This is a genomic window from Rhodococcus sp. 06-470-2 (genome assembly GCF_002258235.1).
Taxonomy (GTDB): Bacteria; Actinomycetota; Actinomycetes; order Mycobacteriales; family Mycobacteriaceae; genus Rhodococcoides.
Map to the genome: position 1 here is coordinate 88,333 of NZ_NOYB01000046.1, position 14,707 is coordinate 103,039.

The following is a 14,707-nucleotide window of genomic DNA, read 5'->3' on the forward strand; positions in this document are numbered from 1 at the left end:
CCTGTTTCGGTGTCCTACTGGACGGTACCGAAGGGTGCTAACTATTGCAAGCACTCTGCTAGCACTAGTGCCCGAAGATCAGATCCGAGATCGTGTAGATGGCGAGACCGGCGATGGAACCGACGACGGTTCCGTTGATGCGAATGAACTGGAGATCGCGTCCGACCTGCAGTTCGATCTTCTTGCTCGCCTCCTCGGCATCCCACCGCGCGACGGTGTCCCCGATGATCGTGGTGATCTCGTCCGCGTAGTTCGCGGCGATGTAACTCGCCCCACCGAGGAGCCAGCCGTCGACCTTGCCGCGCAATTCCTCGTCGTCGCGCAAGCGCACCCCGAGGTTGGCGGTGTTCTCCTTGATCTTGGTGCGCAGCGTGCTCGTCGGATCGTCCACCGACTCGGTGATCAGCCGCTTGGCCACCTTCCACGTCGCCGCGGCGAGGCCGGTGATCTCCTCGCGCCCCATGATCTGCGCCTTGAGCTTCTCGGCCTTCTCGATGGTGACCGGGTCGTGCTGCAGGTCGTTGGCGTAATCGACGAGGAACTTGTTGGCGGCCAGGCGTACGTCGTGTTCGGGGTTGGAGCGAATCTTCCAGGTGAACTCGACGAGCTCCTTGTAGACCTTCTCGCCCAACAGGGTGTCGACGAACTTCGGCGACCAGTTCGGGGAGTCCCGCGCGACGACGCGATCGATCATCTCCTGGCTGCCGAGCGCCCACTGGTGAGCGCGCTCGGCGAGCATGTCGATCAACGGCAGCTGGCGATTCTCGCGGAGCAGTTCGTCGAGGATGCGGCCGATCGGCGGTCCCCACTGCGGGTCGGCGAGTCGACGCACGATGGTGCTGTCGATGACGGCGGTGATGTCCTCGTCGTTGAGGACGTCGACGACGCCGTGCAACACGGTCGCCGCCTCGGCCGCGACCCGTTCGGCGTTGTCCGGCTGAGCGAGCCAGGTCCCCAACCGCAGGGGAACCTGCGCGGACGCGACCTTCTCCGACACGACCTCGGGCGCGAGGAAGTTGCTGCCGACGAACGAACTCAGGCTCGCACCCAGCTGGTCCTTCTTCTTCTTGATCAAGGCCGTGTGCGGAATCGGGATGCCGAGCGGGTGCTTGAACAGGGCCGTCACCGCGAACCAGTCCGCGAGTGCGCCCACCATTCCCGCTTCCGATGCCGCGCGCACGTAGCCCACCCAGGCACCTGCGCCCGTCGACTCCTGCCAGCGGCAGAAGATGTAGACGATCGATGCGAAGACGAGAAAGCCCGTCGCGACCGTCTTCATCTTGCGGAGGTCGCGGCGTTTGGTGTCGTCGTCGAAGTTCATCAGCTGCACAACCGACATTGTGCCCAGAAATACCTCGGACCAACCGGACGCACCCTGCGACGGTGTCCGAGCAGGCGCATAGGGTGGTGGTCGTGGCAAGAAATACGACGGAGGCAAAGCTGGACGAGTCCGAGCCGAGCGAGGACAAGCCCAAGGCCGAGAAGCCGGACGGCCGCAAACGTCGGTGGCGTGAGCACAAGATCGCGCGACGCGAGGAGTTGGTCGACGGCACGCTGGCTGCGATCCGGTTGCGAGGCCGCGAGATCGGAATGGACGAGATCGCGTCGGAGATCGGTATCTCCAAGACGGTGCTCTACCGCTATTTCACCGACAAGAACGACCTGACGAGCGCGACCATGTCGCGGTACGTCGAGACGACCCTCGCACCTCGCATCTACGCGGCCATCTCACACGAGCTCGACGAGTACGAGCTCACCCGCGTCGTCGTGACCGCCTATGTCGAGACGGTGGCCACCGATCCCGAGGTGTACCTGTACGTCATGGCGAACAACGCCGGCAACAATCGCGACGTCGTCGCCGAGTCCGAGCGCATGATCGCCGAGTTGCTCTCCACCGTGTTGGGTGAGCGCCTACGGCAACGCGAGATGGACTCGGGCGGTTCGGTTCCGTGGGCCTTCGCGATCGTCGGCGCGGTTCAGTTGGCCACGCACTGGTGGATCTCCAACAAGTCCATGTCCGCGGACGATCTGATCGACTATCTCTGCATGATGATGTGGGGCGGCATCCACGGAGTCGCCATGGCCGACGGCTCCCCCGCGAAGTTCAAGTCGCAGCCGCACCCTCTCGTCGTCGAACCAGGCACGCCCTAGCGCTCGTCGTACCCGTCGTCGTCGAGCGGGACCTCGGCTCGTTGATCCAGCACGTCCCGGACGTCGGCCTCGACGGGCAGATCACTCGTACTCGGCTCGCCGGACTCGTCGACGATCGGCAGACTCTGCTCGACCCGATCCTCGGTGGGCGTTTCGATGGGTGATTCGCTCATGTCTCCATTCGTACCATCACTCGCCAGTTTGAGATCCGGTCCGGTCGGACATTCGAACAGGTATGACTACCGATACCTTGACCGGACGCCGCATCGCCATTCTCGCTACCGACGGCGTCGAGCAGGTCGAACTGGTTCAGCCTCGTGAAGCCGTCGAAAATGCCGGAGCCACAGTCACATTGGTGGCACTCGACCATGGTGACATCCAAGCGATGGAGAGCGACGTCAATGCCGCCGACACCTTCACGGTCGACCGCGTCGTCGCCGATGTCTCCGCGGACGACTTCGATGCGCTGATCCTGCCCGGCGGCACCACCAACCCCGACCAACTTCGCGTCGACGCGGACGCGGTGGCGTTCGTGCGCGCATTCGTACAAGCCCGCAAACCGGTCGGCGTCATCTGCCACGGTGCCTGGACTCTCGTCGAGGCGGACGTCGTGAAGGGCCGGACGTTGACGTCCTACCCGAGTATCCGAACCGACATTCGCAACGCGGGAGGAACCGTCGTCGACGAGGAAGTGGTCGTCGACGGCAACCTGGTGTCGAGCCGCAATCCGGACGACCTGCCGGCCTTCTGCGCGAAGATCGTGGAGCATTTCAGCGCTTGATAGGTTAGCGTGCCCTATGCACATTTCTCGTTCGTTGGCTCTGCCTGCGGCAGCCCTCGCCCTCGCCCTCACTGTGACCGCATGCAGTTCCGACAACGGCGACACCACCGACCCCTCGGAGGCCGGTGGTGTCGTCGTCACCGACATGTTCGGCGACGTCGAGGTCCCGGCGAATCCGCAGCGCGTGGTTGCACTCGGCTGGTCGGACGCCGAGACCGCACTGGCGCTCGGCGTCCAACCCGTCGGAGCGAGTGACTGGCTCGGAGTCGGCGGAAACGGCCTCGGCCCGTGGGTCGACGAAACCTACGACACCGACCCCACGATCGTCGGCACCTTCGACGTCGACATGGAGTCGATCGCGGCGCTGGCACCGGATCTGATCCTGTGGACTCGCAGCACCAACGACAAAGCCGTCTACGACGACCTGTCCGAGATCGCCCCGACTGTCGCCGCGCCGCCGGGAACCGACGTCGCCTACGGCACCACGTGGGACGGCCAGACCGAGATCGTTGCCCAAGCGCTCGGAAAGGTCGACGAGGGCAAGAAGCTCGTCGACGACACCCAGGCACTGGTCGACGACACCATCGCCGCCAACCCCGAATTCGCCGGCAAGACCGTCGCCGTCGGCACGCTGTACAGCGGACAGGTCGGTGCCTACGTCCGCGGCGACACCCGCGTCGACTTCCTCGAGTCGTTGGGCATGGAGAACACCCCGGCCGTCCAGAACCTCGCGCAGCCGGGAGCATTCAGCATCGAACTGTCCGAGGAGAACATCTCCGCGCTCGATGCCGACCTCACCGTCATGTTCCCCATCGGCACCGGACCCGAGGTGATCACCGACAACCCGTCGATCCAGGGCCTGCCGTCGGCACGCGACGGACGCCTCGTGGTGCTCGGAGATCAGAACCTCTCCAACGCATTCTCGGCAGCCTCGGTCGCAGGCACCCGATACGCACTGGAGAACGCAGTGCCGCTCTTCGCGGCACCACTGAAGGGCTAGATCACACCCTCCCCGGCGGGCTTGTCACGCTCTCCCCGGGGGCTTGTCACACTCTCCCTGGAGGGAAGCCACCCGCGGCGATCGGTCCCCAGGTGTCGATCACGATGCGTATCAACGACTTTCCCTGCTTCACCATCGCCGCGCGGTACTCGTCCCAGTCCGAGTGCTCGCCGGCGATGCTGCGGAAGTACTCCACCAGAGGCTCGACCGCGTCGGGAAGATCGATGATTTCGGCGGTACCGTCGACCTGGACGTAATCGCCGTTCCAATCGTCACTGTGCACCAACACCGTGACGGCGGAGTTGCGGCGAATGTTGTGCACCTTCGCGCGCTCGGGGTACGTGGCGATGACGATGCGGCCTTCCGAGTCGACCCCGGCCGAAACCGGGGAGACCTGCAGGCCGTCGTCGCGCTTGCGGGTGATCAGGGTGTGGTGGTGCCGCGGGGAGACGAATTCGAGCAATTCCTCACGCGACACGGTCTCGGCTTTTGCGATGGTAGGGGCCATGATTCCCATGGTAGAGAAGTAGTGTCATCGGTCATGGCCGACAACTCGAAATTGTGGACGCTCTCTCCCGTCGAGGTGCTGCGCGCCGGTGCGTCACCCCGGGTCGAGGACATCGATTTCACCGCAACTCCGGGATTCGACGGCAAGAAGGCACACGGCAACGACGTCCTCGAACAGCGGGGTGAAGTGCTGGCCGCGCTGCAGGAGAAGCTCTACGCCCATGGGCGCGCGGGTGGAACCAGGTCGGTTCTGCTGGTACTCCAGGGCATGGACACCGCAGGCAAGGGCGGAATGGTCAAGCACGTCATCGGCATGGTCGATCCGCAGGGCGTGGACCTGGCGTCGTTCGGGGTGCCGACTCAGGAAGAGAAACAACACCACTACCTGTGGCGAATCCGCAAAGCACTTCCGCGGGCCGGCCGCATCGGGGTGTTCGATCGCTCCCACTACGAGGACGTCCTCGTCGTCGCGGTCCACGACCTGGTGCCACGGCAGGTGTGGGAGAAGCGATTCGACGAGATCAACGCCTTCGAGAAGGAATTGACCGAACAGGGAACCGTCGTGGTGAAGGTCGCGTTGTTCGTCTCGGCGGACGAGCAGAAGAAGCGGTTGCAGGAGCGGCTCGATCGGCCCGACAAGCATTGGAAGTACAACCCGGGCGACGTCACCGAGCGCGGCTTCCTACCGCAGTACCGGGCGGCGTATCAGCGGGTGCTGGATCGGACCGACGTCGATCATGCACCGTGGTACGTCGTCCCGGCCGATCGGAAATGGTACAGCCGCCTGGCTGTCACGGAGATCCTGATCGACACGTTGGAGAAACTCGATCTCGATTGGCCCGCAGCCGATTTCGACGTCGAGCACGAGAAGAAGCGTCTCGCCGAGAGCTGAACCCGCTTCGAAGACGTGAATGGTCCATCGACCCCCGTCTGGGCAGGTCGATGGACCATTCACGCGTCCAAAGAGACTGTTACAGAGTGGCTGCGTCGATCACGAAGCGGTAGCGCACGTCGGACTTGACGACGCGGTCGTATGCCTCGTTGATCTTCTCGGCCGGGATGACCTCGATCTCGGCCCCGATGTGGTGCTCGGCGCAGAAGTCGAGCATTTCCTGGGTCTCGGCGATGCCACCGACCATCGAACCGGCGAAGGAGCGACGGTTGGCCAGCAGGTTGAACGCAGGCACCTCGAGGGGCTTCTCGGGAACACCGAGCTCGACGAGGGTGCCGTTGCGGGCGAGCAGTCCGAGGTACTTGCCCATCGGCAGGTTCGCGGAGACCGTGTTGAGGATCAGGTCGAACTTGCCCTGCAGATCCTTGAGGGCGGTGGTGTCCTTGGTGGCGTAGTACTCGTCGGCACCGTAGGCCTTGCCGTCGGCTTCCTTGGCGTCGGTCTGGCTCAGCACGGTGACGTGTGCTCCGAGTGCGTGCGCGATCTTGACGCCGATGTGGCCGAGGCCGCCCATGCCGATGATGGCGACCTTCTTGCCCGGTCCTGCGCCCCAGTGCTTGAGCGGCGAGTACAGGGTGATGCCTGCGCACAGCAGAGGTGCGGCGACGTCGAGCTCGACGCCCTCCGGGATTCCGAGAACGAACTTCTCCGTCACGACGATCTGGGTGGAGTAGCCGCCGTGGGTGAACTCGCCCTCGTAGGTCTTCGAGTTGTACGTCTGGACGACGCCCTTGGTGCAGTACTGCTCGTCGCCGTCCTTGCACGCCTCGCACTCGCCACAGGAGTCCACGAAGCAGCCGACGCCGACGCGGTCGCCCACCTTGCGGCTGGTCACCTCGGAGCCGACCTCGGCCACGATGCCTGCGATCTCGTGCCCGGGAACGACGGGGTACGTGGTGCCACCCCACTCGTTACGGGCGGTGTGGATATCGGAGTGACAGATGCCGGCGAACTTGACGTCGATGAGGATGTCGTGCGGTCCGACAGCGCGTCGCTCGATCGTCGCCTTCTCGAGCGGGGCGTCAGGAGCGGTGGCCTGGTAAGCGGTAGCTGAAGTCATAAGTACATTGCTACCTACGCATCGGTGCAAGCGCAAGGCAGCTACCGCCTCGACCAGGCTATTCCTACTCTAAACGAGTCGTTCGCAACAGTAACGTCAGCTGTTCTTGGCGATGTTGCCGCCGAGCCACAGAACGTATGCGCCCAGACCGATCAGTCCGATCTTGCGAGTCTTGGGGTATGCGATCGCGGCACCGACCGCCAGTTCGGTGGCTCCGTTGCGACTGATCCAGGTCCGAGTGTCCTTGGGGAACGGAAGCTTGGTGATTCCCTCGAACGCCTCGGGCACCACGAAGTGGGCGGCGCCGGTGGCCGCCAACCCGATCCCGAATGCCTTGGGAACCACACTGTTCGACTTCGTGGACTTGCTCACTGACATGCTCCTGTGATCGAAGTGACTGCATTCGCAGACCGACAATAGCGGTCCGGTGACCGTCGCGGGGCAACCCGCCCGCGGCGGTGTCTACTTTGCGATTCGGCCGTTCTCGTAGCGGTAGAAACCGGCTCCGGCCTTCTTGCCCATGTGCCCGGATTCGACCATTCGCAGCAGCAGCGGCGGTGCTAGGAAGAGGGGTTCCTCGAACTCCGAGTACATCGAATCTGCAATGGCTTTGACCGTGTCGAGGCCGATCAGATCGGCGAGTGCGAGCGGCCCCATGGGGTGCGCCAGACCCAGCACCGTCGCCTTGTCGACGTCTTCCTTGGTGGCGAACCCGGATTCGACCATGCGAATCGCGGAGAGCAGATACGGCACGAGCAACGCGTTGACGACGAAGCCCGATCGATCTGCCGAGCGCACGACCTGTTTGCCGAGAACATCGCCCGCGAAGCGCTCGGCCCGGTCTGCCACTGCCGGTGACGTCAGGTCGGTGGTAACGAGCTCGACGAGTGGCAGTACCGGGACCGGGTTGAAGAAGTGCAGACCCACGACTCGGCCGGGTGCCGTCGTGGCGGCTCCCAGGCTCACGATGGGAATGGAGGAGGTGTTGGAGGCGATGACGGCATCTGGGTCGGTCACCACCGAGTCGAGTTCGGCGAAGATGTCGGTCTTGATCTTCTCGTCTTCGAGCACTGCTTCGACGACCAGTTGGCGGTCGCCGAAGTCGGCGAGGTCGGCGGTGAATCGCAGCCTGCATGCCGCTTGCTCACGCTCACGTTCGGTGATCTTGCCGCTGCTGACGCCGCGGTCCAGCGATTGCAGAATGCGGCTGCGACCGGCCGTCGCCAGTTCGCGGGTCTGTTCGTGGACCAACACGTCGACGTGCGCACGGGCGCAGACCTCCGCGATTCCTGCACCCATCTGCCCCGCTCCGACGATCCCCACCCTCTCGACCGTCACAGGAGGCTCCTAGTCATTGATGTTGCGGCACAACAGGTTGAAGTGAGATGCGGGTAACTCTTACCGGGTACGCCCAAAACCTTCGTCGTACAGAACAGGCGGCCCGCAACGAATGTTGCGGACCGCCTGACTAGTGCGCTGAAAATCCGGAGAGGCGGAACTGCTTAGTGGAACTGGCCTTCTTCGGTGGAGCCCTTCAGTGCTGCCGTCGAGGTGTTGGGGTCGACGGTGGTGGCAATGCGGTCGAAGTAGCCTGCACCGACCTCACGCTGGTGCTTGATGGCGGTGAAGCCGCGCTCTTCGGCAGCCTTGAACTCGCGCTCCTGCAGGTCGACGAACGCGGTCATGCCTTCGCGGGCGTAGCCGTGTGCCAGGTCGAACATGCCGTAGTTGAGCGAGTGGAAGCCTGCGAGGGTGATGAACTGGAACTTGAAGCCCATGGCACCGAGTTCCTTCTGGAACTTCGCGATGGTCGCGTCGTCCAGGTGCGCCTTCCAGTTGAACGAAGGCGAGCAGTTGTAGGCGAGCAGCTGGTCCGGGAACTCGCTGCGAACCGACTCGGAGAACTTCTTGGCGACCTCGAGATCCGGCACGCCGGTCTCCATCCAGATGAGGTCGGCGTACGGGGCGTAGGCCTTCGCACGGGCGATGCAGGGCTCGATGCCGTTCTTGACGCCGAAGAATCCTTCTGCGGTGCGGGTTCCGTCGAGGAATTCACGGTCACGCTCGTCGACGTCGGAGGTGATCAGCGTGGCTGCCTCGGCGTCGGTGCGGGCGATGATGACCGACGGGACGTCGGCGACGTCGGACGCGAGGCGTGCCGAGGTCAGGGTGCGGATATGCTGCTGGGTGGGGATGAGCACCTTGCCGCCGAGGTGGCCGCACTTCTTCTCCGATGCGAGCTGGTCCTCCCAGTGCACGCCTGCGGCGCCGGCCACGATCATGGCCTTCTGCAGCTCGTAGGCGTTCAGTGCGCCACCGAAGCCGGCTTCGGCGTCGGCGACGATCGGTGCGACCCAGTTCTTGACGGAGGTATCGCCCTCGATCTTGGCGATCTCGTCGGCGCGCAGGAGTGCGTTGTTGATGCGACGGACGACGGACGGCACCGAGTTGGCCGGGTAGAGGCTCTGGTCCGGGTAGGTGTGACCCGAGAGGTTGGCGTCGCCTGCGACCTGCCAGCCGGAGAGGTAGATCGCCTGGAGGCCGGCGCGAATCTGCTGCACGGCCTGGTTGCCGGTGAGGGCACCGAGCGAGTTGATGTAGTCCTCGTTGTTGACGAGGTCCCACAGGATCTCGCTGCCGCGGCGAGCGAGGGTCGCTTCTTCGACGACGGTGCCCTGGAGGTCGGAGACCTGCTGTGCGGTGAAGTTACGGGTGACGCCCTTCCAGCGGGGGTTGGTGTCCCAATCCTGCTGGATCTCGGCGGTGGTCTTCGGGGTGCCGGTGGTCGACATCTTCAGCTCCAGTCTCTTCTGCTTCTCGGCCTGCCTCGAGACGAATCTTCACATCGTTGCCAGGCCCTTCTGGTGTACTCCAGAACAATGGCACACCCGAAAACATGCGTCTACCAGTTGTTAGTGCCAATCTTGGCTAGCTTTACGGGCGTCGTTGCTAATGTTGCAAATTTTCGGTCGACACAAACCTCTCCGATCGGACAGCGTGGTTACTCGCCAGTAGCGATGAATCCCCAGTTGATGAACGGAATGAACAAAATTCTTTACCGGACGCTTGTACGGTTTGACGGGGGCGTCTGAATCGAGTCAGAAACCGAGCACCCTGTGATCGACATCACAGTACTCCGATCTCACGATGTGAACATGGCACGGGTTGCTCCCCTCGACACCACTTTCGCGGGGATCCCCCGACCGACCCCACCGAGTGGAGCAGAAGTTGCACTCATCCACAGGCTGACACCTGTCCACAGGGCTTTCGATTTCCCCAGGTCGAGCATCGAAGACCACCCACGCCATCGCCGACGCTGCACCCATGACAGCCGACTCCACTCCCGCCCGACCCGGTCATTCCGAAGGCTCCACTCCCGCCCAACCCGGTCATTCCGCAGGCTCCACTCCCGGCCCCTCCACATTCCGACAGCTCGTCTCCTCCGGACTCCATCCCAGCACCGTCTCGCGACGCTTCACCCGCGTTCTGCCGACGGTCCATATGCGCGGGGAGCCGTCGACGATGGATCGGTGTCGGGCCATCGCCCTGTGGCGACCCGATGCCGTACTCAGTCACCGTTCGGCCGCATACCTACGCGGCTGGACGACCGAGCCGTCCACTCTCGATGCAACCGTCCCCCGCTCGGCCCGGTTGCGACCACCGCCATGGCTCCGACTGCACCGTCGCGCACTCGATTCCCGGCTCGTCGACGAGGTCGAGTCACTGCCTTGCACCACTCCTGCGCAGACGATGCTCGATTGCCTGGCGGTACTCCCTCGCGAAGAGGCCGAGTTGCTGATCGACGAGCGTCTGAAGTTCGGACTCGACCCTGCGTCGCTCATCTGCCTACTCGAGCGATTCCCGGGTCGACGCGGCAACGCAGAGTTGGCCCGTCAGGTCCGGTTGGCAGTGACGAGGTTCGCCTCGGAACCGGAGCGGGCCCTCGGCCGGGCATTGCATCGGATCGGCCTGTATCTGGAGATGAATGCGACAGTCGGCTCGTTCGTCTGCGACCTCGTCGACCGTCGCAGCCGAACGATCATCGAGGTGGACGGACGCGAATTCCACAGTGCAGCAGAGGTGTTCAGCAAGGATCGACGTAGACAGAACGCCCTGGTACTGGGTGGCTGGTTGGTGCTGCGCTACTCGGCGTTCGATGTGCTTGCCGCGCCGGATGTGGTGGCTGCCGAAATCGCGTCGGTTGTCAGGCGGCGTCGGGAATCGCGGCGATGAGAGCACACAATGCTCCACTCGCCGGTCCGCACGAGGGATTTACCGGATCCACCGCGCCGAGTGGAGCACCCATTGCATCAGGCGCCGCGATGAACCCACAGAGCAGAAAATGCTCCACTCCCGGACCCGCGTATGACATTTTTCGCACGCGGCCCCGGGAGTGGCGCACCGGTTGCCGAGATCAGATGCGAACGCCGGTTCGGTCGTCGCTGTGTGCAATCACCTGCGACGTGATCGGCGTCCGACGCGAGGCCAGCACACCGAGGCCGCCCATCGCGGCGATGACGAGTCCTCCGACGATCGCGAACAGGTCGGCGGCGAGCAATCCGGACGGGAACACCATCAGCGCGGGCGAGACAGCAAGCAGCAACCCGAGGCCGACGTGGGTCCAATGACTCTGTCTCGACGAGGATCCGATGGCCCAGAGTGCAGACGACGCCGCAAGGATGCCGAGCACGAGGATGGCACCGGTGACTTCCTGGTCTCCCTGGACGGGAAGCCAGACGGTCGATGCGACGAGCACGGCTCCGGTGACGAAGACGACGACGTCCCTGACGATTTCCGATGTGCGTTGTTGATTGGACATGACCGCTCCTCGTGGTGCGTGGTGAATAGCTTGTACACCGGTATACGCCCTTACTTCGGCTAATGTTCCCGTTGGCTGTCGAATTGTGACCCAGTAGCCGATTGCGAACGGTGTTAACCCGATTCTTCGCAGGCGTAGCCTGGCGATATGTCGAAAACCTTCGTCGGCGTGCGGCTTCGGCAGCTCCGCAGCGAACGCAGCATGAGCCAGGTGTCACTGGCGCAGAAGCTCGGGATCTCCGCCAGTTATCTCAACCAGATCGAGCACGACGTGCGTCCACTGACGGTGCCGGTGTTGCTGCGGATCTCCGAGGTGTTCGGCGTCGACACGTCGTTCTTCTCCTCCGAGGACGACACCAGGCTGGTTGCCGAACTCCGCGAGGTGGCGCTCGATCAGGACATGGGGATCGATGCCGATGCCCACGAGATCGCGCAGATGGTCAGCTCTCACCCGCAGTTGGCACGGGCCATGGTCAACATGCACCGCCGATACCGCAATACGACGGCTCAGCTGTTGGCCGCTACCGAGGAGCGGTTCTCCGACGGCAGTGGCAGTGGTTCGATCAGCAAGCCGCACGAGGAAGTGCGTGACTACTTCTATCAGCGACAGAACTATCTGCACGAATTGGACACTGCGGCAGAGGCTCTGACCTCGAGAATCCGGTTCCATCGCGCCGACGTCGGTGGCGAGATCGCCAAGCGGCTGCGGACGGTTCACGACGTGCAGATCGTCAATCGCATCGACCTCGGCGAGAACGTGCTGCATCGGTTCGATCCGCAGACGCGAGTGCTGGAGATCTCACCGCATCTGTCCGGCGGGCAGAAGGTGTTCAGGTACGCCGCCGAACTCGCCTATCTCGAATGCGGGGATCTGCTGAAGAAGATGGCCGACGAGGGCAACTTCACCAGTGAGTCGTCGAAGAAGTTGGCGGTGCTCGGTTTCGCGAACTACTTCGCGGCCGCGACGGTGTTGCCGTACCACCAGTTCCACGACGTCGCCGAGGATTTCCGGTACGACATCGAGCGGCTCTCGGCCTTCTTCTCGGTCAGCTACGAGACCATCTGCCATCGCCTGTCCACCTTGCAGAGACCCGAGCTGCGGGGTGTTCCGTTCTCGTTCGTGCGCGTCGATCGCGCCGGGAACATGTCGAAGCGCCAGTCCGCCACGGGCTTTCACTTCTCGTCCAGTGGTGGCACGTGCCCGCTGTGGAACGTGTACGAGACCTTCGCCTATCCGGGCAAGATCATGACGCAGATCGCCGAGATGCCCGACGGCCGCAGTTACCTGTGGATCGCACGCACCGTGGAGCGACGTGCCGCGCGATACGGACAGCCCGGCAAGACCTTCGCCATCGGCCTCGGATGCGAACTGCGCCACGCCGGACGGCTGGTGTACGCCGACGGTCTGGACGTACAGGGCTCGGCGGCGGCGACACCGATCGGAGCGGGCTGCCGGGTGTGCGAGCGTTCCAACTGCCCGCAACGCGCGTTCCCGCCACTGGGTAAGGACCTCGACATCGACGAGCACCGAAGTTCGGTGTCGCCGTATCTCGTTCGCTGAGAAGAAAGGAAGACTGCAATGACACGCATCGGCGTTGTACTGCGACCCGAACTTGCGCCGGAGGATCTCGTCGACGCGGCTCGTGCGGCCGACCGCGCAGGCGTCGACGAGGTGTGGTTGTGGGAGGACTGCTTCTACTCCGGTGGATTGTCGGCTGCTGCACTGGTTCTCGCGAACACCGAACACGTGAGCGCCGGCATCGGGGTGCTACCGACTCCGATGCGGAACGTGGCAGCCACAGCCATGGAGATCGCTACCGTGGCCCGTGTCCATCCGGGGCGGCTCCGCGTGGGGCTCGGACACGGAGTTCAATCGTGGATGGGGCAGATCGGGGCGCGAGTGCAGTCGCCTCTGACGTTGCTGACCGAACAGATGACAGCGCTCACCGCACTGTTGGCGGGCGAGAGCGTCAGCGTCCAGGGGCGGTACGTCTCGCTCGACAATGTGCAGCTGAATTGGCCTCCGCTGCAACCGCCGCCGCTGCTCGTCGGTGCGACGGGGCCGAAGACTCTGGCCCTGAGCGGACGCACCGGTGTGGGAACCATCCTCACGAGCGAGACGTCACCGGATCAGGTGCGAGCGGCCATCGAGCACATCGATGGTGGGCCGGGCCACGAGATCGTCGTCTACATTGCCGCCGCGACCGATTCCGATGCCGCGCTGAGCAACCTGCAACGCTGGATCGATGCCGGTGCCACCACTGTCGTACTCGAACCCCCTGCGGACCGAGCGGATCCGACCACGTTGTTCACCCACGCCGCGGCATTGACGGCACAGGTCAGCTCGCCGTGAATCCCCTGGCACGATCTTTGTCCTCGGTCGTCCACAGTGTGGTCGTCACCTCGGCCCGCACCAATGGAATCACTTCTTCGGCGAACTGTCGTAACGTGTCCTTCTGACGCTCGAAGTCCAGTACGTGGTTGATCGAAACCGATTGCAGATCATGGCCGTACGCGTCGTGGTAGTCGAGTATCTTCGCCGCGACGCGTTCGGACGAGCCCACCAGTGCGGGCCCCCGCGCTACCGCGTCGTCGATGGTCCGAAAGCTCGTCACCTTGCCCTTGGCCGCCGGATCGTGTTTGCGCTTGTCCTGCTGCGCGACGATGCCCTCGTAGATCGGCCGATACTCGGCAACGGCAGCCTCGGTCGTCGTACCGAGGAACAACCCCCCGGAGCCAGCACCCACGTACGCCTTGTCCGGGTCATGACCGTGATTGCGATACTGCTCGCGGTAGCGGTCGATGAGTTCCTTGTAGTTCTCCCTCGGCTGCAGTGCGTTGGCTGTCACGATGGGGTCTCCCCACTCGGCCGCCAGATCGACCGCTTCGATCGACGTGGCCGAACCGTGCCAGATTCGAAACGGCCCGTCGAAGGGCCTGGGCAGTGTGGTGGCGTCGGACAACGGATGTCGGTGGCGCCCGGTCCAATCCACGTGCTCCTCACGGATCAGCCTGCGGAGCAGTTCGTAGTTCTCGGTGAGGTACTCGTACTGGCGCGCGATGTCGAGTCCGAACAGTGGGTACTGCAGTACTTCGTTGCCTTTGCCGATGACGACTTCGAGGCGGCCTCGACTCAGTTGATCGACGGTGCCGAGGTCTTCGGCGACGCGAATCGGATCCAACACCGACAGGAGGTGACGCCGGTGGACAACAGAATGCGATGCGTCGCCTGGGCGAGCGCGCCGAGAAGCACCGTGGGAGCGGACGATAGCACGTCTCCCGCGTGCCGTTCTCCGACAGAGAACGAGTCGATGCCCAGTTCTTCTGCAAGAACGGCGAGTTCGATCAACCGGTCGAATCGGTCGGCCGGGTGCACGACTGCACCGGTGACCGGGTGCGGAGGGTTGAAGACGATGTCGAGAACCTGAAAGCGCATAG

Annotated in this window: 15 protein-coding genes and 1 pseudogene; 7 read left to right on the top strand and 9 right to left on the bottom strand. The window is 63.8% G+C overall.

Going from position 1 to position 14,707, the window contains the following annotated elements; all coding sequences use genetic code 11:
* Positions 1 to 64 precede the first annotated feature (64 nt).
* Positions 65 to 1,339 carry a DUF445 domain-containing protein gene (locus CH276_RS26265; protein ID WP_032393845.1) on the bottom strand — a complete coding sequence of 425 codons (1,275 nt, stop codon included), beginning with the start codon at positions 1,337 to 1,339 and terminating at the stop codon, positions 65 to 67.
* 74 nt (positions 1,340 to 1,413) lie between these two features.
* Between CH276_RS26265 and CH276_RS26270 the strand changes: the two genes are divergently transcribed.
* A complete protein-coding gene (locus CH276_RS26270) occupies positions 1,414 to 2,151 on the top strand; it encodes a TetR/AcrR family transcriptional regulator (protein WP_045200971.1) in 738 nt (245 codons plus the stop codon).
* On the opposite strand, the gene CH276_RS28665 is transcribed toward CH276_RS26270, so the two are convergent.
* A complete protein-coding gene (locus CH276_RS28665) occupies positions 2,148 to 2,324 on the bottom strand; it encodes a hypothetical protein (RefSeq protein WP_155290782.1) in 177 nt (58 codons plus the stop codon). The two genes, CH276_RS26270 and CH276_RS28665, sit on opposite strands and share 4 nt — an antisense overlap.
* A 62-nt stretch (positions 2,325 to 2,386) precedes the next feature.
* On the opposite strand from CH276_RS28665, the gene CH276_RS26275 reads away from it, so the two are divergent.
* Positions 2,387 to 2,932: a type 1 glutamine amidotransferase domain-containing protein gene (locus CH276_RS26275; RefSeq protein WP_032393844.1), complete on the top strand. Its 546-nt coding sequence runs from the start codon at positions 2,387 to 2,389 to the stop codon at positions 2,930 to 2,932.
* Positions 2,933 to 2,948: 16 nt separating this feature from the next.
* Entirely contained in the window at positions 2,949 to 3,932 is a 984-nt protein-coding gene (locus CH276_RS26280) for an iron-siderophore ABC transporter substrate-binding protein (protein WP_094629753.1), read from the top strand.
* 46 nt (positions 3,933 to 3,978) lie between these two features.
* On the opposite strand, the gene CH276_RS26285 is transcribed toward CH276_RS26280, so the two are convergent.
* Complete coding sequence (locus CH276_RS26285; RefSeq protein WP_032394153.1) at positions 3,979 to 4,440, bottom strand: PPOX class F420-dependent oxidoreductase; 462 nt, start codon at positions 4,438 to 4,440, stop codon at positions 3,979 to 3,981.
* Positions 4,441 to 4,473: 33 nt separating this feature from the next.
* Here CH276_RS26285 and CH276_RS26290 point away from each other — a divergent pair, with 33 nt between their 5' ends.
* Positions 4,474 to 5,331 (top strand): polyphosphate kinase 2 family protein, encoded by an 858-nt coding sequence (locus tag CH276_RS26290; RefSeq protein ID WP_094629754.1) that lies wholly within the window; start codon positions 4,474 to 4,476, stop codon positions 5,329 to 5,331.
* Positions 5,332 to 5,410: 79 nt separating this feature from the next.
* Here CH276_RS26290 and CH276_RS26295 read toward each other — a convergent pair whose 3' ends face one another.
* The 4 genes from CH276_RS26295 to aceA all read right to left on the bottom strand — a co-directional run bounded on the left by CH276_RS26295 (position 5,411) and on the right by aceA (position 9,243).
* A complete protein-coding gene (locus tag CH276_RS26295) occupies positions 5,411 to 6,451 on the bottom strand; it encodes an NAD(P)-dependent alcohol dehydrogenase (RefSeq protein WP_032393841.1) in 1,041 nt (346 codons plus the stop codon).
* Positions 6,452 to 6,547: 96 nt separating this feature from the next.
* Entirely contained in the window at positions 6,548 to 6,823 is a 276-nt protein-coding gene (locus CH276_RS26300) for a hypothetical protein (protein WP_032393840.1), read from the bottom strand.
* Positions 6,824 to 6,913: 90 nt separating this feature from the next.
* Positions 6,914 to 7,789: a 3-hydroxybutyryl-CoA dehydrogenase gene (locus CH276_RS26305; protein ID WP_094629755.1), complete on the bottom strand. Its 876-nt coding sequence runs from the start codon at positions 7,787 to 7,789 to the stop codon at positions 6,914 to 6,916.
* A gap of 164 nt (positions 7,790 to 7,953) precedes the next feature.
* Entirely contained in the window at positions 7,954 to 9,243 is a 1,290-nt protein-coding gene (gene aceA, locus CH276_RS26310) for an isocitrate lyase (RefSeq protein WP_027498404.1), read from the bottom strand.
* Positions 9,244 to 9,775: 532 nt separating this feature from the next.
* Between aceA and CH276_RS26315 the strand changes: the two genes are divergently transcribed.
* Positions 9,776 to 10,684 (top strand): DUF559 domain-containing protein, encoded by a 909-nt coding sequence (locus CH276_RS26315; RefSeq protein ID WP_094629756.1) that lies wholly within the window; start codon positions 9,776 to 9,778, stop codon positions 10,682 to 10,684.
* 181 nt (positions 10,685 to 10,865) lie between these two features.
* Here the strand turns inward: CH276_RS26315 and CH276_RS26320 are convergent, their stop codons facing one another.
* A complete protein-coding gene (locus CH276_RS26320) occupies positions 10,866 to 11,270 on the bottom strand; it encodes an SPW repeat domain-containing protein (protein WP_094629757.1) in 405 nt (134 codons plus the stop codon).
* Positions 11,271 to 11,417: 147 nt separating this feature from the next.
* Between CH276_RS26320 and ramB the strand changes: the two genes are divergently transcribed.
* Together ramB and CH276_RS26330 are read left to right on the top strand one after the other, a co-directional pair.
* Positions 11,418 to 12,830: an acetate metabolism transcriptional regulator RamB gene (gene ramB / locus CH276_RS26325; RefSeq protein ID WP_032393837.1), complete on the top strand. Its 1,413-nt coding sequence runs from the start codon at positions 11,418 to 11,420 to the stop codon at positions 12,828 to 12,830.
* 18 nt (positions 12,831 to 12,848) lie between these two features.
* Positions 12,849 to 13,622: an LLM class flavin-dependent oxidoreductase gene (locus tag CH276_RS26330; RefSeq protein WP_094629758.1), complete on the top strand. Its 774-nt coding sequence runs from the start codon at positions 12,849 to 12,851 to the stop codon at positions 13,620 to 13,622.
* On the opposite strand, the pseudogene CH276_RS26335 reads toward CH276_RS26330, so the two are convergent.
* A pseudogene (locus CH276_RS26335) lies at positions 13,609 to 14,705 on the bottom strand (LLM class flavin-dependent oxidoreductase). The gene CH276_RS26330 and the pseudogene CH276_RS26335 overlap by 14 nt on opposite strands.
* Between the last annotated feature and the right edge of the window lie 2 nt (positions 14,706 to 14,707).